Here is a 22,339-nt window from a genome sequence, read left to right as displayed (position 1 = left end):
CATATAATTGTGCACATTACAATATGTTCAGTCCAACGATTACCGTACAGTCCTACAAGAAAGTCCTAATATGCACGGTCGAACTTTCATGAATCAACAGGGATTAATTAAAGTGTTCTAACTTAAATCAACTTAACTTAACTTAATTTAATTTAATTCAGCTTACTTCAAGCCTCAGCGGCCAAAATCGCCGTGAACTGCTCCTGAATTACGGGAATACCAACACGTTCGACAAAAGAGTGGAAGTTCTCCGTCTCACTCCGCTGCTCACTGTAATAAGTAATCAGCTGCTCAAGAACCGGACCTACCCGTTCGCCCTTAACCCGGCCTTTTAACGGGCGGGTAAACTGGGCCGCCGGCCCTTGATCGCCAGTGCCCAGGGTTCCTCCGATCGCAATGTCGAAGGCATCAACCATGCCTTCCGGTGTTTTGATCAGTGAGCCTTGAAGGCCGATATCTGCGACATGCTTTTGTCCGCAGCCGTTCGGACAGCCGATGAAATGAATCCGCAACTTCTCTTCCAGCTGCAGCCGCTCATCAAGATATTCAGCTACACTCACAGCGCGCTCTTTCGTTTCCACGAGTGCCAGATTGCAAAATTCATTACCGGTACAGGATACGGTGCGGCTGATGAAGTTTTTGGCCTCTGGGGACAATCTCTGTAGTACAGGTGCCTGGAGAAACTCGGGGATCTTGTCATCCCGGATGCCGCTGAGAATGATGTTTTGCGACATGGTTGTGCGGATTTTACCCTCACCATAGGAATCAGCCAAATCCGCTAATTGAATAAGCTCATCGCTGTTCAGCCGTCCAACCGGAACGTTCAGCCCGACATAGCTCAGCCCTTCCTGGCGCTGCGGATGTACACCGTCGAAATAAGCGGCCTGCCAGCCGAGCGTCTTGTCTTCACCGCGTGAAGGCAGCTCGCCAATAATCTCAAACAGCTTTTCTTTGAATTTCTCAGCGCCCCAATCGGCAACTAGAAACTTAAGGCGGGCGTGATGGCGTTTTTCACGGTACCCGTAATCACGGAACAGCGTCACAACTCCGGCTGCGACCTTAAGCGCTTCTTTCGGTTTGACAAATACATCGAGCTTTTGTGCCAGATGCGGCTTTGCGGAGAGCCCGCCGCCCACCATCACATGGAACCCGGCAGTTTCTTTTCCGTCAATGATTTTGACAGCCGGGGTAAACGACAGATCGTTGATCTCAGCTTGTCCATTGTTATAGTAATTGGCGGAGACAGACAACTTGAATTTACGCGGCAGGTTGGAGAAATCCCGGTTCAGCATGAAGAAATCATTCAGCTGCTCCACAATGGCGGTCGTATCGAACAGCTCGTCCTTGTCGATTCCCGCCAGCGGATTGCCCACGATGGTCCGCGGACAATCACCACAGGCTTCATAGGAATAGAGCGAAGCAGCCTCCAGCCTCCGGAAAATGTCAGGGAAGTTCTCAACCGTCAGCCAGTGAAACTGGACAGCCTGCCGTGTGGTTACATCAATCAGCCCCCGCCCGTACAATCGGGCGATTTCGGCAATAGCCCTCGCCTGATCCGAGGTCATAATACCGGTATTAATGCGGACACGCATCATGAAATGGCCGTTTCGCGGCTTTTGCTGATAAACCCCTGCCCACTTAAAAAGATCAAGCTCTTCAGCCGGGATGGAATCAAAGCCCTCCAGGGCGTATTTTTCAATAATGGTGCGGATGATGTCGAGCCCGTCTTTCTGCAGTTTAACAAATTCGAATTTGCTCAGCTTTTCTGGATCAGCACTCCAAACCGGTTCATAAGCCATCGTATAACTTCCTCTCTGCCAGGATATCCCCTTCAGTAATATTGCATGAATTCCGGTAGTATTCCTGAGATATTATGCTCGATGGTAACATAACCCGCCAAGAATAGGCTGTGAGAGTTGTAGCAAACGATATAACGATTCTTTATGGCTTCATTAGGTTCTGCTGATAGTTCCATGACAACTCGATAGGATTTCAACTTGGTATGGATTTTTTCCTTATCGTCAATGAGGTTATTCATATTTTGAAGGCTAAAAACAGCTGTGAAAAATATTTCTTGTGACATTTACCGATTTTTTGTGGATTTCCTATTGCGCCAGGCAAATGGTAGCGATAACATAGAAGGAGATATGGATTAGAGGAACTTGCTTGACAACACTTTTGAGGAGGTAATGCCATGCTGCTTGCAGAAGCTGCTGTGCAAGAACCGTCTAAATTTCATACCTTCGATCTTTTTATGATTATGTTCACCATCCTGATCTTTGTCGGTGTCTTCCGGCTGCTCCGAGCTCCCCAGAAGAACAAGTTTGCCATTGCCTTCGGTGTGGTGAGCCTGCTGGTATTTGCCGTTTCCGATTATGCGATGATCATGAACTGGTTAAGCTGACCGGGAATTTACACTTGCCTCTTAACTAAGCTGAGTAGAACTGGAGATTCGAGGCCCACTAAATGAATATTAGAAGACCTTGATAATCTTACTGAAAGAGGAAGGTGTGAGTGGTCTTAAGAATTCAGGAAATATTTCCAGATTATTCAGTCGATGAATTAACTATCGGAATTGAGCAAAAAGACATTTTTACTATATTCGTTTTTTGTGTGTAATTCCTTGATTGGCAAACTCCTTCTGACTCTGATGCCAATCTAACACAAGTTTAGCAGGCGGTACTGCAAAGGGTGCTTCAATCGTTTTGCTTAGCGGGGTAAAAAGGTAGTATATTGCAAATAACGACCATGGCCGCTTGTGGCCTTGGTCGTTATTTGTGCTGGAACTGTCTGTTGAGAAGACGGAGGTTGTCTTATATAATCCGCCGTGATCAATACAACATATTATTTATTAATATAAGAAATTATGTGTGACGTCTTTAAGCAGAGGGGCTTTCTCATCTTTGGCAGACAGCACAGGAGTTACATTAATCGGCCATTCAATACCGATGTCAGGATCATTCCACAAAATACCGCCATCACATTCTGGTGCGTACAGCTCATCGCATTTGTATTGAACTTCCACGTCCTCGGTCAGCGTTATGAAACCATGGGCGAAGCCTTTAGGAATGAGTAGTTGCTTTTTATTCTCAGCGGTTAACTCAATACCGAACCACTTCCCGTAAGATGGGCTGCCTTGACGGATATCTACCGCTACATCATAAATGGATCCACGTGTGCAGCGGACGAGCTTGGTTTGTGCTTTTGGGTTTAATTGGTAATGTAGTCCGCGTAATGTCCCCTTAACAGCCGAATAGGATTGATTGTCCTGAACGAACTTATAGCCAAGATTTTGTTCCTGAAACTTTGCTTCGCTGTAGGTTTCCATAAACCATCCTCGGTGATCTCCAAAGACTGCCGGTTCGACAACGAGGACGCCTTCCAGATTAGTTTTGGTAAAATTCATCTTATTCACTCTTTCAATTTTAAAATTGGATTTTGCCGTAAGCTACCTTAATAAGATATTGACCGTATCCGGTCTTACTGAGTTTATGTCCGCATTCCAGCAGGTGTTCCTTTGAAATCCAGTTATTGATATAAGCAATTTCTTCAGGGGCTGAAATTTTAATGCCTTGATGGTCTTCAATCGTTCTGACGAAATTAGTGGCGTCGACCAGACTTTGGTGTGTTCCGGTATCCAACCAGGTGAAACCGCGTCCGAGCAAGGCAACATCCAGTTCTCCCAATTTCAAATAGGCTTCATTAATTGACGTGATTTCTAATTCCCCTCGGTGTGACGGCTTCACTTGCTTAGCTAAAGAAACCACTCGATTGTCATAGAAATACAGGCCGGTAACCGCATAATTCGATTTAGGGTGCTCCGGTTTTTCTTCGATACTGAGAGCTTTGCCGTCTTCGTCAAATTCAACTACACCAAAGCGTTCAGGATCAGGTACATGATAGCCGAAAACTGTTGCACCACGTTCTTTTCGGGCAGCTTGTTTTAACATCTTGGTCATGCCGTTGCCGTAGTAAATGTTGTCTCCAAGAATCATAGCCACAGAATCTTCCCCAATAAACGATTCGCCCAAAATAAAGGCCTGTGCAAGTCCGTCTGGACTTGGCTGAACAATGTATTGCAGAGAAATTCCGAACTGGGAGCCATCGCCGAGCAAATTTTCAAAACGGGGCGTATCCTCAGCAGTTGAGATGATTAGAATATCTTTGATGCCTGCCAGCATTAGCGTGGACAGAGGATAATAAATCATGGGCTTGTCATAGACCGGCAATAACTGTTTGCTGGTCACCATTGTGAGAGGATAAAGGCGAGTGCCGCTTCCTCCTGCAAGAATTATGCCTTTCATAACCGTTTTCGACTCTCCTTATACTGCATATAAATTTTGGGAACAGTGTAATCTTTTTCGTATTCATTCTTTTCAAAATATATTTTACGCTGTAAGTTCCTCATTTGTCTATCAGGGCAAGAACACATGTATATGCTAAGATGTCTCAAAGTTAGAAATAAATTAAAGCGTTTCTATTTTGGTGGCGGATAACTGTGATATTTGATACAATTAATAAGTTAAAGATTTGGAAAAGATCCGCTAAACAGCGGTTTGGGAGGATATAAATGAACGAGCAAGGAATACGCAGAGAAGACGTGGAGCTGCTGGCTCCGGCCGGTGACTGGGATTGTATGCGTGCAGCAGTGGCGAACGGGGCAGATGCTGTCTTTTTTGGCGTAGAGAAGTTTAATGCACGGGCGAGAGCCAACAACTTCCGTATGGACGAGCTGCCGGAAATTATGGCATTCCTCCATAGTTATGGCGTGAAGGGCTTTCTGACGTTTAATATACTGGTGTTTGAAAATGAGCTGGCTGATGCCAAGGAGCTGATCGATGCCTGTGTGGATGCGGGTGTGGATGCGGTGATTGTGCAGGATTTGGGGCTGGTCAAAATGATCCGCGAGATTTCTCCGGATTTCCCGATCCATGGTTCAACGCAAATGACAATTACTTCGCCGGAAGCGGTGGAGTTCACGAAGCCCTGGGGAATGGAGCGCGTAGTGCTCGGCCGGGAAAATAATCTGAAGCAAATCCGTACAATCGGGGATCAGGCCCGCCTGCCGATGGAGGTGTTCGTGCACGGTGCGCTGTGTGTCTCCTATTCGGGGCAATGCCTGACTTCGGAAATGTGGGGCGGACGTTCTGCGAACCGCGGTGAATGTGCCCAAGCCTGCCGGTTACCGTATGATCTGATGGTGGATGGCGAAGTGAAGCCGATGGGGGATGTGACTTATTTGCTGTCTCCTAAGGATCTGGCCGCAATTGACCTGATGCCGGAGCTGATCGAAGCGGGCGTCACCTCCTTCAAAATTGAAGGCCGGCTCAAAAGCCCGGAGTACGTGGCTAATGTGGTGGGTAAATACCGCAAAGCGATTGACCGTTATTTTGACGGGAACTGGTCTCCTACCTCCAAGGAGGATATTCGTGAGCTGCAGCAGAGCTTCTCCCGCGGCTTCACGCATGGCTTCCTGGAAGGGACGAATAACAAGAAGCTGGTAGATGGTACTTTTCCAAAAAGCCGTGGTGTGTACATGGGAACGGTCGAGCAGATTCTGCGTGACGGTGTCGTCTGCCGGATTCATGCTCCGCTCAAACGCGGAGACGGTATAGTGTTCGATGCCGGTGATCCGACGAAAAAAGAAGAAGGCGGACGCGTGTATGATCTGCGCCGCAAAGGCGTAAAGCTTGAGGGCGAAGCCGGAGAAGGCTGGATCGTAGACATCGTACCGGGACGCAACGATGTTGATCTGCGCCGCCTGCATGTCGGCGACCGCATCTGGAAGACCAATGACCCGGCGCTCGACAAGGCGCTGCGCCAGTCCTACGAAACCGAGAAGCCGTACCGTGTCTTCCCGGTTCAGGTGAAGGTAGAAGGACGCGTAGGCGAGCCGCTCTCCACCTGGTGGACCGACGTTCAGAAGAACGTCACGGTCCGCGTGGATTCGGAGCTTCTGCTGGAAACCGCGCAGAAGCGTCCGATGGATGCCGCCCTGCTGGAAGAACAATTCGGCCGCCTGGGCGGGACCGTGTTCCAGCTTGAGGCGCTGGAGTCGCAGCTGGAAGGCGACGTGATCGTGCCTATGCGCGAGCTGAACAGCATCCGCCGCCAAGCGGTGGAGCTGCTTGCCGGCGAGCGCCCGAAGCCGCCCGTCTACGTGAAACGGGCGGTAGAGGTTTACGGCGACGCCTTCCGCAGGGGCGCCTCAAGCCCGCACGGTGAGGCGGAGCTCACCGCGCTGTGCCGCAGCCTGCCGCAGGTGCAGGCTGCGCTCGAAGCCGGCGTAAGAAACATTTACGCCGACTTCGAGTTCATCAAGCAGTTCCCGGCAGCGGTAGACGCTGTGCGGGCTGCGGGGGCCAGTATTGCACTGGCCACGCCGCGTATCCATATGCCGGGCGAGAACGGCTACCACGCCAACATCCTGCGCCTGGAGCCGGATGCGGTGCTGGTGCGTAATACGGGCGCGCTGTATTACTATCTCAAGCGCCGGATGGAGCAGCCGGATGCCGTGCATCCGCGCCTGATCGGCGACTTCTCGCTGAATATCGCCAACCATAAGGCGGTAGAGCTGTTCCTGGACTCCGGATTAGACACAGTGACACCGTCCTATGACCTGAACATTCAGCAAATGGTTGATCTGCTTGAACACAGCGATACCTCCCGCATGGAGGTTGTGATCCATCAGCATCTTCCGATGTTCCATACCGAGCATTGTGTGTACTGCACCTTCATGAGTGAAGGGACCGACTACACGAACTGCGGGCGCCCTTGTGAAGAGCACCGTGCTTCCCTGCAGGACCGGATCGGGATGTCCCATCCTGTCCGTGTAGACGAAGGCTGCCGCAACACTGTTTATAATGCTGTGGAACAGTCCGGTGCGGAATACCTGAACAATTTCCGTGAGCTGGGTGTATCTTCATTCCGTGTAGAGTTTCTGGAAGAAACACCGGAGCAGGTGGCTGAGGTCATCAGTCTCTACACCCGTGCGCTGCGCGGTGAAATCTCCGGCACTCAAGTCTGGAAGAGCCTCAAGGCCACCAACCAGCTTGGTGTTACACGCGGACAATTGGTGAATGCTAAGTAAAGTCTGGCAGCACGCCAGAGTTTTTTGAAAGAGTACAAATTATTATATAGAGTCAGGGTGACTCAGGGGCATATTAGCTGCGCCTGAAGGCACCCTGGCTCTTTTTGTATAAAGAGTAACAGATCCTAATATATAACAATATTACTGCCAAAAGATTTCCTGAACTGCTATAATAAATTTAATTATGCCAAGTTTCTAGGGAAACTGGGGCACCAAGAACAAAAGCAGACAGAAGGAGCTATATCATGAAGATACGTAAGGCGATTATTCCCGCGGCCGGGCTGGGTACCCGCTTTTTGCCCGCTACTAAAGCGATGCCCAAAGAAATGCTGCCGATTGTAGACAAACCGACGATTCAATATATTGTCGAAGAGGCTGTTGCCTCAGGAATTGAGGATATTATCATCGTAACCGGGAAGGGCAAGCGTGCGATTGAGGACCATTTCGATAATTCTTTTGAGCTGGAGTTCAACCTGGCGGAGAAACAGAAGTGGGAACTGCTCGAGTCTGTACGCAAATCCTCAGAGATGGCCGACATCCACTACATCCGGCAAAAGGAACCGCGCGGTCTGGGACATGCCATCTGGTGTGCCCGTAAATTTATCGGCAATGAACCGTTTGCGGTTCTGCTGGGTGACGATATCGTTGAATCAGGCAAGCCATGCCTCAAACAAATGATTGAGGTCTATGACCAGTATAAATCCTCCATTGTGGGTGTTCAGCCGGTGCCTTGGGAAGAGGTATCCAGGTACGGTCTGGTGGACGGCGCTGCCCTGGCGGACCGTGTCTACAAAGCCAACCGGCTGGTAGAAAAGCCGAAACGTGAGGATGCACCGTCCAACCTGGCCATACTGGGACGGTATATCTTAACCCCGCGTATTTTTGATATGCTTGGAGAGCAGCAGGTGGGGGTAGGCGGAGAAATCCAGCTCACAGATGCCATCGCACGGCTTAGTGAAGTGGAACGGATTATCGCGTATGATTTCGAAGGCAAACGCCATGACGTCGGTGAGAAAATGGGCTTTATCCAGACAACCATTCATTATGCGCTGCAGCATGAGGAGCTTAAGGAAGGTCTGCTGGATTATCTCAGACAAGTAATCGACAGCGAAGCCGGCAAAGCAGCAAAGCTGTAAGGCTGAAGATACATGGCATACATCCATTCATACTTAAAAATATACCGGTTTATACCCAAAAGGGACAAGCTGCATCTGCAGCTTGTCCCTTTTATGATTAAGTGTATCAGGTAAAGTGTGTGAGCAGCTCTTAGAACTGCTGCGCAACAATTGCATCAATCTGCGCTGCTTCCGCAGCATCAGCTGCAATCAGCAGATCGTATACAGCTTGATCCTGGCCTCCGCTGCGTTTCAGTGCAGCCAGGTACCACCGGGCAATCTCGCGGTTTGTGGCGTCTTTATAATCTTCGCCTAGGCCGATCTTCAGAGTAGCAGCCGCAGCTTCGTTATCGCCCGACATCAGCTGGAGTTTGCCGGCATTCAGTGCGATGCTAGGGGTAACGGAGAACGGACGTCCCTGCAGCTGTTCAGGAGGCAGAGTCTTTAAGTGCTCAACACCATCAACAACATGTTTGTAAGCCTGAAGGCCTTCTGTGAGATACTCCTGTTTCTTGGCATCGTCCTTCTGATCATAGGCGGCATATGCTAGTGCAGAGGAGCGGCTAATCAGAGCATCATACCAGTCGATATCCCAATTGAACTTATCCGCATTATCGCGGTATACGGTATAGCTGAGATCACCTTGGCCCTTTAGATCATAGTAACCCACCAATTGCTTCAAAAGCTCCTTATTATACGGTTCGTCCTCAAGCGCACGGGATACAACACTATAGGCTTCCTCAAGGTATTGATCATCCTTCGTCTGATTAAATACCTGCTGATCCATAGAGGAAAGGTAAAGCGCAGACTCCGGATGGAAAGGACGGTCTTTCAACGCTTCAACCAGAGGTGCTTTGATCTCCTCGTAAGACTGGCTCACACCGATCAGGTTCTTGGCCTTCATTGCAGCGTTGCTTGATCCGAGGTAGCCGATGGTCAGGAACAGCAGGAACAGAGTGCCAGCTGCAAGGATGGCGAAGTAACCAATCCGCAGGCTTGATTTATTCCAGTTCCGGCGCAAGGTTCTGCTGTCCATCGCTACACTCATACCGGCAAGGCTTAGGAAGACCAGAATGCCCATAAAAGCGTAACTTAAGTTGAAATCCAGTAAGCTGTGTACCAGAATGGACAGCGCAATAATATAGAAGAAGTAGCCATTCGCAAAGTCATCCTTGTCACGTTTCAGGTAACCGCGGATGTACTTGTAGAAAATATATCCGATAAAGCCGATAAACACGATAAAACCGACAATCCCAACCTCGATCAGATACTGCAAGAAGAAGTTATGCGCCTGGCGGCTTGTGTAAGGGTTATTCTGATAGTGCTCATATAGTGATGCCCAGCCGCCGCCGCCGGCTCCGAGTATCGGATAATCCTTAACAACCTTTAAGGCATCTTTATAAAAAGTGAAGCGTTCCAGTACACTGTGCTGCTTAAAGTTGATGTTCTCGAGCCGGGTTTCGATGTTGGCAGGCAGGATACTGCGCACGCTTGTCCCAATCAGCAGGAAAGCAACAATACCGACAAGGACAAGTGAACCGAGCGGAAGCCACAGCCCAGTAAGCTTGCGGGAGCCCCAAGCACCAAGCTTTTGTTCCAGCCAAGGGGCTACAAACCGCTGTACCGCCCATCCTAGTCCTGCTACTACAATAGAAGCAACAATCAGGTAAGCCCAGCCTTTAACAGCAGCGCCAGAGGTGAAGGCCGTATTGAGCTCCGTACCGAGAGTAGTCAGCGGGTTAGTAACCGCCAGAGCGGCAATACCGGCCAGTGCCAGATGAATTATCCAGAGAATCTGCTGAGCGGGCTTAAGTAGAATCAATAGCAGGATGAAAACCACCGGAAGCATGACAAGTCCGCCGCGGGACAAGGTCAGCAGCAGTGATACGATGACCGGTACCAGCATAAAACCATGCGTCAGCGTCCCGTACCACTTTTTGGAGCGGACCAGGGCGAAGACGGCAACAAACAGAAATGCCATCAGGAAGGCGGCATATGTATTCGCATATTGGAAAACAGAAGTCAGACGCAGACCATTAGAGTCTGTCATCACGGCATCCAAGTATTTGCTGTCGCGCACAGTGTTAGAGAACCAGCCAACCAGAGCGCCGGCAAATTTCGCCCCGCCAAGCCAATTAATCAGCCCAAAAGCGATAATAAAATAAGAAACCGCAAGAATTGCATTTTGAATGACAACATTTAGTTGCTTTTGCTTGAGCAGATATAACGCTATAATGAATATTGCTATATACATGCTCTGAACCAACAGCAGATTCATCGCCATATAATGCGAAGCCGCGCCAAAGAGCGACAAGGCATACGTGATTGGTAGCAGCAGTGATGCTACAACAACCAGGTCGCTCTGCTCCTCCAGCTTGAACTTTTTAAAGTACAAGCCCATCCAGACTAGCAGCATGAGGCCGCTAAGCAGGGAGGATACATAAATCGGCTTTTCAAAGTCCAGTTGCTGTCCATTAAACAATCCCACCTGGAACGGTGTCCAGATCAAAAACAGGATAAAAACAGCAACCAATGCCCACACTGGGCTGGATATTTTTTCAACATTTCTCGACTGAGCTGCATTTTTACCGTATACTGGTTTCGACACGTTTTAATCTCCTTTTCCTGTAGGTACGTGGATATTTTAGCATAAGTAGTTACTTTCTAAAAGGAGATCAATTTATTAGTAGAAGGAGATAGTGAATTGTTAAAATTATTAATGTCACAAGAAATGAACTCAAGGATCAAATTAATATACAATTTGGCGCAAAATGATTTTAAGAAAAAATTTAAGGGATCTTACTTCGGCATATTCTGGGCCTTCGCCAACCCCTTAATTACAATCCTACTGTATTGGTTTGTTTTTCAAGTTGGGTTTCGATCCGGGGTGACGACGAGTGGAGCTCCATTTGTGGTGTGGCTTATTTGTGGGATGATCCCGTGGTTTTACTTTGCAGAGGCCTTTGCAAATGCAACTTTGAGTTTTACTGAATATAGTTTTTTGGTGAAAAAAGTGGTTTTTAAAATTAGTATACTACCGCTTGTGAAAATCTTGTCATCCTTTTTTATTCATTTATTTTTCTTGTTATTCCTTCTTATTATCCTAATAATCTATGGAATCTATCCAAGCATATTTTGGTTGCAGGTAGTATATTACTTAGCTGGTATGGTGGTATTGTTAATTGGTGTTAGTTTTATTACATCCTCTATCGTTCCATTCTTTAGGGATATGAACCAGATTGTTTCAATTATAGTTCAGATTGGATTTTGGTTAACTCCTATCGTTTGGTCTTTGGACATAACACCTGCTAAATATCAATTTTTATTTAAACTTAATCCTTTCTATTATATTGCAGAAGGTTATCGTGATTGTTTTTTGAATAAAGTCTGGTTTTGGGAAAAACCTTTCGAAACCTTGTATTTTTGGATAATTACTTTTGGATTTTTACTGGTAGGCGGCTTAATGTATAAAAAATTAAAACCTCACTTCGCTGATGTTTTGTAGAATTAAGGAGAGTAGAAATGAGTAATGTGATAATAATAAATAATCTTACAAAGATATATAAATTGTATAAAAATCCTCTGGATCGTTTAAAGGAGTCTTTAAGCATAACTGGCAAGAACTATCACAAAGATTTTTTTGCCCTGAACAATGTGACGTTACATGTTCAAAAGGGAGAGGCTTTGGGGATTATCGGAAAAAATGGTTCTGGGAAGTCCACTCTTCTGAAAATAATGACGGGAGTTCTTTCTCCAACCTCAGGAGAGATATCCGTTAACGGTAGAATATCAGCTTTATTAGAGCTGGGAGCAGGGTTTAATCCTGATTTTTCCGGTTTGGAGAATGTGTATTTAAATGGCACTATGATGGGGATGAGTAAGGAAGACGTTGATGAGAAAATTGATGATATTATTGCTTTTGCTGATATAGGAGATTTTATTCATCAGCCGGTAAAAACATATTCGAGTGGTATGTTCGTGAGGCTAGCATTTGCTGTGGCAATTAATGTTGAGCCTGAGATATTGATTGTTGATGAAGCCTTGTCAGTAGGTGATATTTTCTTTCAGGCTAAGTGTTTCAAGAAGTTCAGTGAATTTAAGGAGCAGGGTAAGACCATAATATTCGTTACTCATGATATGAGTAGCGTGATGAAATATTGTGATAGGGTCATTGTGATGAACGAAGGAGTAATCGTTGATGAAGGCTCGCCTGGTCCTATGATTGATATTTATAAGAAAATATTAGTAAACCAATTCACTGGAATGGAGAAAGAGAATAAAAAAATTGAAAATATTGAATCTGAATGGAAGAAGGGAATTAATATTAATCCTTCTTTTAGTGATTATGGGAATAATAAGGCTCAAATTATCGATTTTGGAGTCTTTGATCATACTGGAGATTTAACAAATGTCATAATGAAGGGCAAAGAATTTAAGCTAAAGATTAAGGTGCTTTTCAATGAAGACATTGTGGATCCCATTTTTGCCTTTAGTATAAAGGACATTAGAGGTACTGAAATTACAGGTACTAATACAATGCTTGAATCAATTAATACAGGCTTAATAAGCAAAAATGACATATATGTAGTTGAATTTACTCAGGATATTTCACTGCAAGGTGGAGATTATTTGATCTCCTTCGGCTGCACCGGGTATGAAAATAATGATTTTGTTGTATACAATCGATTATACGATATATTTAATATTCATGTAATCGCCAATAAAAACAGTGTGGGATTCTTTGATATGGATTCTGAAATTAAAGTTATAAAGAATGAGAGGATTGGAATAAGTGGACAGTTATGAAGACAAGCGGCTCAATTTTTCGTTTTATAGTGGAGAAGATCTGTACTCTGATGGTGAAATAGAAGATGAAATGCTTGAAATCGCTAAGAATAATACTAATTTTGATAATATCATTGCTAATGATAATCGTTGGCCTATACTATATCATTTTTCCAGTAAAAGGCATAACCTACTGGAGTGGTACCCCTTTGATAAGGAAGCTGAAGTCTTAGAAATTGGGGCGGGTTGTGGTGCTATTACAGGAGTTCTTTGTGACAAGTGTAAGCATGTAACTTCGGTTGAACTGTCAAAAAAGAGATCGTTAATAAACTATCACCGCAATAGAGATAAACAAAACTTAGAAATCATTGTAGGTAATTTGAATGATATTGAATTCGATAAGAAGTTTGATTATATAACTCTTATTGGTGTGTTGGAATACGCAGCAATGTATACTATCTCTAATTCACCCTATAATGATTTTTTGAAAAAAATAAAGAAGAATCTTAAACCAAATGGAACCTTAATAATTGCAATCGAAAATAAATTTGGTTTGAAATATTGGGCAGGAAGTAAAGAGGATCATACCGGAGTGATTTTCGATGGTTTGGAAAACTATCCATCTAACCGGCAAGTTTCCACTTTTTCTAAATCGGAACTAACCACAAAACTACTTGATGCAGGATTTGAAGAAAATAGGTTCTACTATCCATACCCTGACTACAAGCTACCGAATTCAATTTATTCAGATGGAAGATTGCCGAAGATCGGAGAGTTGCAAAATAATTTAGTTAATTATGACCAATCTAGAACGATCCTTTTTAGCGAACAAGCTGTATACAATAGCATTCTGCATAGTGAAGCTGAATATCCGTTTTTCTCAAACTCTTTCCTTGTCTTTTCAAGATAAAGGCTAATTAACCACTTTGAGGAGTGAGAAGTACTTGAATATACTATATGCGAGATATAGTAAAGACCGACATCCTCACTTTCAAATGAAAACCGTTATTTATGAAGAAGACGGTCTTAAGAAAGTGATGAAACAAGCTGTTGCCCCGTCTGGTGTGGCGCATATTCGAAAGATTATACAGAACTATAAAGATTTGAATATGCATTATAAGGAGGATGTTTTGCTGCGGCCTCAACTTCAAGATGATTCAATAATATTTGAATACATAACTGCTTATAGTCTTGATGAGTTGATTTTAGAGGCTGCTCTTAACAAGAAGAAAAAAGACTTCTTTTATTATATTGAATTATACAAACAATTTATTGATGAAGTTGCCTGCCTTAACTATACGACTTTTAGCAATACGGAACAATTCGTTAGCTTTTTTAATAAGAAATACCCCCTTGAAGGCTTGAAGTCATTTATTACCCCTAACGTAGATTTGAATTTTGATAACATCTTCATTTTAGAGGATCAAGAATTTAAAGTATTGGATTACGAATGGGTTTTGAATTTTCCAGTGCCTGTTGAGTTTGTAGCGTTTAGAGCTATCAATACTTTCTATTACGCGCATTATTCATCATTAGTTAATTTCGTAGATATTAGCGAATTATTTAATGTCTTTGAAATATCTGATGAGAGAATAGAGCACTATACGAAGATGTCGATTGCATTTGCTGACTTTGTGGGAACTAATCAAGCAACACTCAGACAGAATGGTTACCTTAAAAAAAGTAGTCCTTTTGAGTTTAAAGAGCCGGAAATAATCACGAGTCAATTATTCTACAAGAACTCGAAGGAAGATATATTTTCTGAGGAAGACAGCATAAGGATTGGTGTTGATTCACAAACATCAATTCTCCAGTTTTCAATTGACGCCAATATGAAAAATTTTAGATTTGATCCAGCGGATAAGAGTAGCGTTATCTGTATTGAAAAAGTAATTGCATATGACTCCTCCGACAAGGCTCTTGAATTGAGCCTGATGGATACAAATGCAAGTTTTGTAATGGACTCCACACATTTTTTTGCTACGGATGATCCTCAAGTATACTTTTTTACTGAGCCTGATTTTCAAGCCACTAAAATTGAAATCACTTTGAAATATATTCATTTTTTAGAAGAGGAATTTTTTATTGAAGTTGGTAAGCGGTATGAAGAATTAACAAGGTCTCTTAATTCATTGGAGGATAATCTTGTAAAAGAGAGGGAGTTTTCACAACAAACAATCTTGGATTATCAATCACGGATAGATGAGAAGCAGCTATTGCTCCAGACTGTTCAAGATATTAATCTTAATCTCGAGGTTGAATCGAAAAGACTAGAATCTGAACTTTTAGAACAAAACAAGATGAATAATGATCTCCGTTATGAAAATTCTCAACTTATGAGCGAAAAAGAAATTTTAACAAATGATTTGAAAATAAGTAAAGAAATAATAAGTGAAATCGAAAGTACTATTTGGTGGCGTACTATGCAGAAAATAAATAGTTTCGGTAGGAAAATTAAAGGTGAAGCGAAAGGAAAGAACAAATGAAAAAAACAATGAGTGTTTCCTCTTTATATGGTTTAGAGATGAAAACAATGAACGAATCTTCTAATGAGTGGAATAGTCTCAATAATGATCCACAGATGTACTTTAATGAAACATTTGTAAAGGGATTCTATAAAATAGTTTGGCAAGGAGCATCTAACGACACTAGATATTTACGCCTCTATATAAATTATGGAGAAGGATATAGTCAAGATAATTCATTACTTCTAGGCGTGCTGAATGAAAAAGAAAACACACATTTTAAAATTGTTAAATTTGACAATAATGTAAAGGATTTAAGGTTAGACCCAGGGGATATGCCAGGTGAGTTTAAATTTGAAAATCTAAGCTTCGAAAAAATATCCTTTGTTTCATATTTCAGGCTTGCCTTTGAAAAATATACAAATTTGTATGGTGATGAAAGCGTCTTACAGCTAATAAAAAAAGGATATCGAAAATGGAGAGAACATGGCTTTAGATGGGTCATTACAAGAGCTGAGACGCTGTTGGTTAACCATTCTTCTGACTCGGGAATGCAGCAAAGCTATGAATCCTACAAGTATGTGGAACAAGAACCAATGAAATATATTGAGTCTGCTATTGATCCTTTGTTCTCCATTATTTTGCCCTTCCATAGCGGTGATCTCCAGCTTTTAAATACATGCTTGGATTCCGTAAGAAGACAGTCTTTCACTAAATATGAAATTATAGTAGTTGGAAAAAATATCGCTGGACTTACCAATTATTTTGAAAAGTCTCAACTTAAACTAGTTGAAGTAGCTAGTGATAATTTTATGGACCATATTAATGCTGCTTTACCTAATATTTCTGGTGACTATACATTTGTTCTTGAAGAGGAGGATTTCATATCTATTAATACTCTTTATTATGTTTCACAAGCAATTAAGGAAACAAATAGTGATCTAATTTATATGGATGAAGACAGGTTTATGGGAGAAGAACACTTTGCGCCCCTTTTTAAGGGAGAATTTATTTTTTCGGATATCAAAAATAAATGTGAATTTATTGGTCCAGTGTTTGTTAAATCAGAGATTATGAAGGGGAATTCTGGATTAAACCATTATTCATTATTGAAAGATAATCTCATCACACAAAGTAAGGTTATTCAACATATACCACATGTTATTTATCATAAACGTGCATCTGTGTCCCAATGGGAGGAAGGGGAAAAAGAAAAAATCAAAATCATTCCCTTCTATCTTCCGCAATATCATGAAATTCCTGAGAATAATGAGTGGTGGGGAAAAGGTTTTACAGAATGGACAAATGTTACAAAGGCTGCCCCTTTATATGAAGGCCATTATCAGCCTCAAATTCCAACTGATTTAGGCTATTATAATTTAGTAGAAGATAAAAATATAAGAGAACGCCAAGTAGAATTAGCTAGAAAATATAATATCTTTGGGTTCTGCTATTACTACTACTGGTTTAATGGAAAGAGGCTTCTTGAGAAACCGCTTAATGATATGATTGCAAATAAAGAATTAGACTTTCCTTTTTGTATTTGCTGGGCTAATGAAAGCTGGTCTAGAAGATGGGATGGTCAAGAAAAAGAATTGCTTATGCAGCAGATTCATGATGAGGATTCAGACAAAAGGTTTATTGAAGAGGTTATTCCTATGTTGAAAGATAGTAGATACATTTGTATTGAAGATGGAGTTCCGATAATTCTAATTTACCGGGCAGAACTGTTTCCCGATTTGAAGAATACAGTGAAGTTTTGGAAAGAAAAATGTCGAGAAAACGGGATTAAGGATTTACATGTGTGTATGGTCCAATCATTTGGACAGCAGGATCCAGAGCTTCATGGATGTGACTCTGCAGTTGAATTCCCTCCACATGGCGTCTATGCAGCCGAGATTTCCAATCAGATTAAAGGGTTGGATCCTGAATTTGATGGAAACATTTATAATTATAGAGAGGTTGTAGAGCGGAATTTGCGGAAAAAGAATTCCAATGATTATAAATGGTTTCGTGGTGCCATGTTGAGTTGGGATAATACTGCGAGAAGAAAAAAATCTTCTAATATATTCTTTGATGCCTCACCTGCTGAATATGAGAAGTGGATGATTGGATTAATTGACTATACTAGGAAATTTAACAGAAAAGATAATCAAGTTGTTTTTGTAAATGCATGGAATGAATGGGCCGAAGGCACTCATTTAGAGCCAGATACCAAGTATGGACATGGATATCTGGAAGCTACACAAAGAGCATTAAATGTTCGCTAATAAACTAGGAGAGAACGCCATGACCAATCCCCCTTTAGTTAGTGTTATTGTTCCATCTTATAATTATGAGAAGTTTATTGTTCAATCCTTAGAGTCTATAGTTTCTCAGACATATGAGAATTTAGAGTTAGTGATTGTTGATGATTTTTCCAAAGATAATAGCGTGGCACTGATCAACCAATTAATATCACAGGAAAAGATAAAGCAACGATTTGATGGGAAGATTCAATTTATAAAGCATGAAGTGAATCGAGGTGCTCATTTTTCTATAAACGAGGGAATTAATGCTTCCAGGGGTGAATATATCTCGATTCTAAATGCGGATGATCTATATGATGTCGATCGGTTTGAGGTAATGATGGCAGCAATGTATTCTCAGGATGCTAAATTTTCTTTCTCAAAGATAAGTGTGATTGATGGGGAAGGACTGTTGGTAGACAGTACCAATGGCGAAGCTGGTAAGTTTGTTGCAGTTCAAAATTCAATACAAAACTTTCCAACAGTAGGATGGTCCCTTGTTCCTCACAATGCAGCTATATCTACAGGGAATATGTTATTTACTCGAGAGATATATAATAAAGTAGGGGGATTTAGGAACTTAAAGTACTGCCATGATTGGGACTTTATTCTGAAAAGTTTAATACTTACAGAACCCCTATATATACCGGAAACTAATTATTACTATAGGCTGCACGGAAATAATTCATATTTGCAGTTGGATAACGTTGTAGATAGAGAAGTGAAAACTGTATTAGGATGGTTTTTTTATAAGTGTAGGAAGAAAAATTTACTTAATAGCTTATGCCCTAGTCCCCAGAATTGGAAGAGTGAGTTTTTACCACGAATTCAAAACATGTCACTTCAAAAATTCTGGTTGTTTTCTTTGACACCATTAAACTTGTTTTATCAGTTAAGGCAATCGTTTAATGATCGAAAATAAGGGATTTGAATTATAGAAATCATGAAATTAATTAGGAAAAGGCGATAATAATAATTAACTAAGGATGTTATAAATGAAAATTGAAATTAATGTTGATGATAAAACGATTAACATTTATAGAGCGATAATAATTTTTTTATCTATTATTATTTTCGGGTATTTTTTCAAACTTAATGGCTTTACTCCCTATTGGAATGATGAATTCTATTACAGCTTTATTAGTGGAGGCGATACTAAGTTAGGCAGCATTTATGATATTATCCGTTCACAACATTATTTGTATTTTAATTGGACAGGCAGAATACTCATACATGGTATAGTTCAAATTTTTTTATTGGTTGGCAAAGATTATTTTAATATTTTCAATTCGATATTTCTTTTGTTATTAATATATTTGGTATGTTCTTTTGTTCGGGTTAGAAAATTTAATAATAAAGAGGATTTGCGGGATTTTATTATCGTAACTCTACTTTTATGGTTTTTGATGCCTGTAATGGGGCAAACAACATTCTGGCTTGCAGGATCTATCAACTACTTATGGTCTACAGTGTTTGTCTTGGTGTTTCTGTTGCCTTATAGATATTTGTTGGAAGATAAATATATTATTAAAAATAACATAGCGAGTGCAGTAATAATGTTCTTCTTAGGTTTACTGGCAGGCTGGTCGCAAGAAAATGCTGCTGTTACGGCAGTTGTATTTGTAGGTACTGCTTTTATATTTATAATTTACAAGTACAAAAAGGTTCCCTATTGGTTTATAAGTGGAAGTGCAGGTCTTATTATTGGAGCTGTATTCCTCCTTCTGGCTCCTGGTAATGGGGTAAGAAAAGAAAAAATGTACTTCGATTTAAGTTTAAAGGATCAGATTCAGGGCTTTATTCAATCAATGAATTATATTATGCTTCACGAACAGTTATTCTTATTTATTTTGTTTTTAGTAATGTTTATTTTTGTTTTGTTCATAAAATCTGAATTGAAAATAAAAAGTATTGGCTTAGCTCTACTACTTTTCCTATCAGGATTCACCTCGTATCTTGCAATGATTGCTTCTCCTGAGTTTCCTACTCGGGCTACGTTTATAGGCGCTATCTTTATAATTATTTCATTAATGATATTATCGACCCACCTTAATCAAAAGTTTCTAGTTGCTATAATGATAGTTGCTATAATACCATTCTTTTTATCAGTTACTAATCTTTATAATGATATGCAGACAGTGGGACATGAAAATGCCCAAAGGGAGAAGGTAGTTGCAGAAAGTATAGAGAATGGGAATTATGATGTGCGACTTCCCGAATATTCTGTAAAAGGGAGCGACAGAGTGTTTATTTTTGATATCACTATGAATCCTAAATATACATCTAATGAGCATTTTGCAAAATTTTACGGTTTGGATTCAGTTGTGATTGACACTCCTGTATTAGTTGTTGAACTGAAGGAACCTGTTATCAATCAATATCAATTATATTATGATACCGGTAAAGGATACAACGAGACAGACACTTCCTACGCAGGGATTTATAACCAAACTGACGGGAAAAGAATCTACTTTAAACTTCCTAATAAGCCGATTTATAGATTTAGATTTGACCCAGGGATTCATGCGAATGAAAAAATTGGAATATTAAAAATTACTATTCAAAATAAAAATATTATAAAGAATTACGATGGTGCCCAACTACAGGAAATGTTAATTCCACAACATGATATTTATTCCGTGACAAATAAAGTAGATTATTTGGAATTGATCACTGGTGGTAGTGATCCTCAGCTTGAATTTGTTAATGATTATACGGATAAAGGCACGTCAGTCACTATCGATTTTGCTGATAAACTATCTGAAGAAATTCAAATTTTTTATGATTTAGGAAAAGGTTTTAATGAAAACAATTCAGTTAAAATTGAAATGAATGACGATAATAAACTAGTTGCTCATTTGCCTGCTAAAAATATACACGACCTTAGAATCGACTTGGGAAATAAACAGGGTGTTTCTATAGGTATAAAAACAATTAATATTGAAGCTGCGAAAACGATAGAAATTAAAGATATCTTTGGCAAAGCTTCTTCATTGATTCAATTGGAAAAGTCACAGGTTAAAGGTGACATCGATTACTTCATAACAAAGGGCAACGACCCATCATTCCAAATTAATGACTTGGAATCGATACTTGCGAGTGAATAAGTATACTAATCTATAAATAAGTGAAGAGGATGAAAAGGGCATGGAGTTTATGTTGTCACTTATAGTTCCTATGTACAATGAAGAGGCTAATATCGATACTTTTTATAAAAGTATCAAAGATACTATGTTGAAAAATTCATATAACTTCGAAATTATATGTATAAATGATGGGAGTAAAGACAACACTCTTTTGTTGCTTAGAGAACTGGCACACAAAGATGAACGAATTAAAGTAATTGATTTATCAAGAAACTTTGGTAAAGAGGTTGCAATGTCTGCAGGTCTAAAATATGCTTCAGGAGATGCAATTATTCCAATTGATGCTGACTTGCAAGATCCTCCTGATGTTATTCCATTATTAGTGAATAAGTGGACTGAGGGATATGATGTTGTGTATGCAACACGCACTAAGCGAGAAGGCGAAACAGCACTTAAAAAAATGACTGCACACATGTTCTATAGAGTCATAGCTAAGCTAACAAGAATCGACATCCCTGAGGATACAGGTGATTTTCGGCTTATGTCTAGGCAAGTTGTCGACGCTTTGAACCAACTACCTGAGCATCATCGATTTATGAAAGGACTTTTCAGTTGGGTGGGCTATAAACAAACTAGTATTACTTACGAACGAGAGGCTCGATTCGCTGGGAAAACTAGTTTTAATTACTGGAAGTTGTGGAACTTTGCAATTGAAGGTATTACCTCATTCAGCTTTGCACCGTTGCAATTTTCTTCCTACCTAGGATTTTTTGTATCAATTACTTCTTTTATCTACATGATTTATCTCATTTTTAATACTATCTTTTTTGGTAATCCAGTTGCAGGTTATCCATCTCTAATGGTGGCTATATTGTTCTTTGGAGGTATACAATTAATCACGTTAGGAATTATTGGGGAGTATATAGGAAGAATCTATAATGAAACTAAAAGACGACCCCTATTTCTTGTTAGAGAAGAAATAAATATCCCATCTTCATCAGTTTCTAGGAAAAATTAGTATGACAGTTATGGGCTGGTTAAAAGAGAAGTTTTACGAGAACATTACGTTTTTTAAGTTTATCTTGGTGGGTGTCTTAAACACCTTGGTTGGATTAGGTTCGATATTTATCCTATTTAATACTTTGCATTTTAACTATTGGGTATCAACCAGTTTGGGGAATATTATCGGAATTATTTGCAGTTATGTATTAAATAAAAACTTTACTTTTCAATCTAAAAAAAGTACAAATAAAACAGTTTGGAGATTTTTCTTAATTTCATTACTCTGCTACCTAATTTCATATTATCTTGGTCATATATTGAATATGCTCATGAATGATGCTGGATTGCTGGAAAAGGGTAAACTTACTGAAAATGTTTCTATTTTAGTAGCATCAGGTCTTTATACAATATCTAACTATGTAGGTCATAAATATTATACATTTCGAAAGAGTTAAAAGGCTTATATTCATAATGAAGCACTTCGACAAATGTAGTGAATAGTATAAGA

16 protein-coding genes are annotated in these 22,339 nt (G+C 41.0%); 12 read left to right on the top strand and 4 right to left on the bottom strand.

The window, feature by feature from the left end:
- Positions 1 to 167 precede the first annotated feature (167 nt).
- Complete coding sequence (locus L6H70_RS15880; RefSeq protein WP_236334802.1) at positions 168 to 1,799, bottom strand: nitrite/sulfite reductase; 1,632 nt, start codon at positions 1,797 to 1,799, stop codon at positions 168 to 170.
- Between the two features lie 395 nt (positions 1,800 to 2,194).
- On the opposite strand from L6H70_RS15880, the gene L6H70_RS15875 reads away from it, so the two are divergent.
- Positions 2,195 to 2,404: a hypothetical protein gene (locus L6H70_RS15875; RefSeq protein WP_206102209.1), complete on the top strand. Its 210-nt coding sequence runs from the start codon at positions 2,195 to 2,197 to the stop codon at positions 2,402 to 2,404.
- Positions 2,405 to 2,851: 447 nt separating this feature from the next.
- On the opposite strand, the gene rfbC is transcribed toward L6H70_RS15875, so the two are convergent.
- Both rfbC and rfbA read right to left on the bottom strand, forming a co-directional pair.
- Positions 2,852 to 3,406 carry a dTDP-4-dehydrorhamnose 3,5-epimerase gene (rfbC, locus tag L6H70_RS15870; RefSeq protein WP_236334800.1) on the bottom strand — a complete coding sequence of 185 codons (555 nt, stop codon included), beginning with the start codon at positions 3,404 to 3,406 and terminating at the stop codon, positions 2,852 to 2,854.
- 19 nt (positions 3,407 to 3,425) lie between these two features.
- Positions 3,426 to 4,304, bottom strand: a complete 879-nt coding sequence (rfbA, locus tag L6H70_RS15865) for a glucose-1-phosphate thymidylyltransferase RfbA (protein WP_236334798.1) — start codon at positions 4,302 to 4,304, stop codon at positions 3,426 to 3,428.
- A gap of 266 nt (positions 4,305 to 4,570) precedes the next feature.
- On the opposite strand from rfbA, the gene L6H70_RS15860 reads away from it, so the two are divergent.
- Both L6H70_RS15860 and galU read left to right on the top strand, forming a co-directional pair.
- Positions 4,571 to 7,090: a U32 family peptidase gene (locus tag L6H70_RS15860; protein WP_236334796.1), complete on the top strand. Its 2,520-nt coding sequence runs from the start codon at positions 4,571 to 4,573 to the stop codon at positions 7,088 to 7,090.
- A 245-nt stretch (positions 7,091 to 7,335) separates the two neighbouring features.
- Positions 7,336 to 8,226 (top strand): UTP--glucose-1-phosphate uridylyltransferase GalU, encoded by an 891-nt coding sequence (galU, locus tag L6H70_RS15855; RefSeq protein ID WP_236334794.1) that lies wholly within the window; start codon positions 7,336 to 7,338, stop codon positions 8,224 to 8,226.
- Positions 8,227 to 8,356: 130 nt separating this feature from the next.
- Here galU and L6H70_RS15850 read toward each other — a convergent pair whose 3' ends face one another.
- Positions 8,357 to 10,813, bottom strand: coding sequence for an O-antigen ligase family protein (locus tag L6H70_RS15850; protein ID WP_236334792.1), 2,457 nt, complete (start codon positions 10,811 to 10,813; stop codon positions 8,357 to 8,359).
- A 96-nt stretch (positions 10,814 to 10,909) separates the two neighbouring features.
- On the opposite strand from L6H70_RS15850, the gene L6H70_RS15845 reads away from it, so the two are divergent.
- The 9 genes from L6H70_RS15845 (at position 10,910) to L6H70_RS15805 (ending at position 22,286) form a co-directional block, all read left to right on the top strand.
- Entirely contained in the window at positions 10,910 to 11,710 is an 801-nt protein-coding gene (locus L6H70_RS15845) for an ABC transporter permease (RefSeq protein WP_236334790.1), read from the top strand.
- Between the two features lie 17 nt (positions 11,711 to 11,727).
- Complete coding sequence (locus L6H70_RS15840; RefSeq protein WP_236334788.1) at positions 11,728 to 13,011, top strand: ABC transporter ATP-binding protein; 1,284 nt, start codon at positions 11,728 to 11,730, stop codon at positions 13,009 to 13,011.
- Positions 12,998 to 13,900 carry a class I SAM-dependent methyltransferase gene (locus L6H70_RS15835; RefSeq protein WP_236334786.1) on the top strand — a complete coding sequence of 301 codons (903 nt, stop codon included), beginning with the start codon at positions 12,998 to 13,000 and terminating at the stop codon, positions 13,898 to 13,900. Before L6H70_RS15840 ends, L6H70_RS15835 begins: the two co-directional genes overlap by 14 nt.
- 34 nt (positions 13,901 to 13,934) lie before the next feature.
- Positions 13,935 to 15,476: a hypothetical protein gene (locus L6H70_RS15830; RefSeq protein ID WP_236334784.1), complete on the top strand. Its 1,542-nt coding sequence runs from the start codon at positions 13,935 to 13,937 to the stop codon at positions 15,474 to 15,476.
- On the top strand, positions 15,473 to 17,725 hold the full coding sequence (locus tag L6H70_RS15825) for a glycoside hydrolase family 99-like domain-containing protein (protein ID WP_236334782.1): 2,253 nt from the start codon (positions 15,473 to 15,475) through the stop codon (positions 17,723 to 17,725). Before L6H70_RS15830 ends, L6H70_RS15825 begins: the two co-directional genes overlap by 4 nt.
- A 19-nt stretch (positions 17,726 to 17,744) precedes the next feature.
- The gene (locus L6H70_RS15820) at positions 17,745 to 18,665 is read left to right on the top strand and encodes a glycosyltransferase family 2 protein (RefSeq protein ID WP_236334780.1); all 921 of its coding nucleotides are present in this window, start codon (positions 17,745 to 17,747) and stop codon (positions 18,663 to 18,665) included.
- 73 nt (positions 18,666 to 18,738) lie between these two features.
- Positions 18,739 to 20,850, top strand: a complete 2,112-nt coding sequence (locus tag L6H70_RS15815) for a DUF3329 domain-containing protein (protein WP_236334778.1) — start codon at positions 18,739 to 18,741, stop codon at positions 20,848 to 20,850.
- A gap of 40 nt (positions 20,851 to 20,890) precedes the next feature.
- Positions 20,891 to 21,847, top strand: a complete 957-nt coding sequence (locus tag L6H70_RS15810; protein ID WP_236334776.1) for a glycosyltransferase family 2 protein — start codon at positions 20,891 to 20,893, stop codon at positions 21,845 to 21,847.
- Position 21,848: 1 nt separating this feature from the next.
- Positions 21,849 to 22,286, top strand: coding sequence for a GtrA family protein (locus L6H70_RS15805; protein WP_236334774.1), 438 nt, complete (start codon positions 21,849 to 21,851; stop codon positions 22,284 to 22,286).
- Positions 22,287 to 22,339 lie beyond the last annotated feature (53 nt).

The organism is Paenibacillus auburnensis (genome assembly GCF_927798115.1).
Lineage (GTDB): Bacteria > Bacillota > Bacilli > Paenibacillales > Paenibacillaceae > Paenibacillus_AQ > Paenibacillus_AQ auburnensis.
Note: the sequence above shows the minus strand (reverse complement) of the source record. Positions and strands in the feature narration are given on the sequence as shown.

What these genes read in the sequence shown, in the direction of transcription:
- L6H70_RS15820 (WP_236334780.1), top strand. Translation starts at nt 17,745, where the DNA reads ATGACCAATCCCCCTTTAGTTAGTGTTATTGTTCCATCTTATAATTAT.
- L6H70_RS15840 (WP_236334788.1), top strand. Translation starts at nt 11,728, where the DNA reads ATGAGTAATGTGATAATAATAAATAATCTTACAAAGATATATAAATTG.
- L6H70_RS15860 (WP_236334796.1), top strand. Translation starts at nt 4,571, where the DNA reads ATGAACGAGCAAGGAATACGCAGAGAAGACGTGGAGCTGCTGGCTCCG.
- rfbC (WP_236334800.1), bottom strand. Translation starts at nt 3,406, where the DNA reads ATGAATTTTACCAAAACTAATCTGGAAGGCGTCCTCGTTGTCGAACCG.
- L6H70_RS15805 (WP_236334774.1), top strand. Translation starts at nt 21,849, where the DNA reads ATGACAGTTATGGGCTGGTTAAAAGAGAAGTTTTACGAGAACATTACG.
- L6H70_RS15875 (WP_206102209.1), top strand. Translation starts at nt 2,195, where the DNA reads ATGCTGCTTGCAGAAGCTGCTGTGCAAGAACCGTCTAAATTTCATACC.
- galU (WP_236334794.1), top strand. Translation starts at nt 7,336, where the DNA reads ATGAAGATACGTAAGGCGATTATTCCCGCGGCCGGGCTGGGTACCCGC.
- L6H70_RS15810 (WP_236334776.1), top strand. Translation starts at nt 20,891, where the DNA reads ATGGAGTTTATGTTGTCACTTATAGTTCCTATGTACAATGAAGAGGCT.
- L6H70_RS15815 (WP_236334778.1), top strand. Translation starts at nt 18,739, where the DNA reads ATGAAAATTGAAATTAATGTTGATGATAAAACGATTAACATTTATAGA.
- L6H70_RS15825 (WP_236334782.1), top strand. Translation starts at nt 15,473, where the DNA reads ATGAAAAAAACAATGAGTGTTTCCTCTTTATATGGTTTAGAGATGAAA.
- rfbA (WP_236334798.1), bottom strand. Translation starts at nt 4,304, where the DNA reads ATGAAAGGCATAATTCTTGCAGGAGGAAGCGGCACTCGCCTTTATCCT.
- L6H70_RS15880 (WP_236334802.1), bottom strand. Translation starts at nt 1,799, where the DNA reads ATGGCTTATGAACCGGTTTGGAGTGCTGATCCAGAAAAGCTGAGCAAA.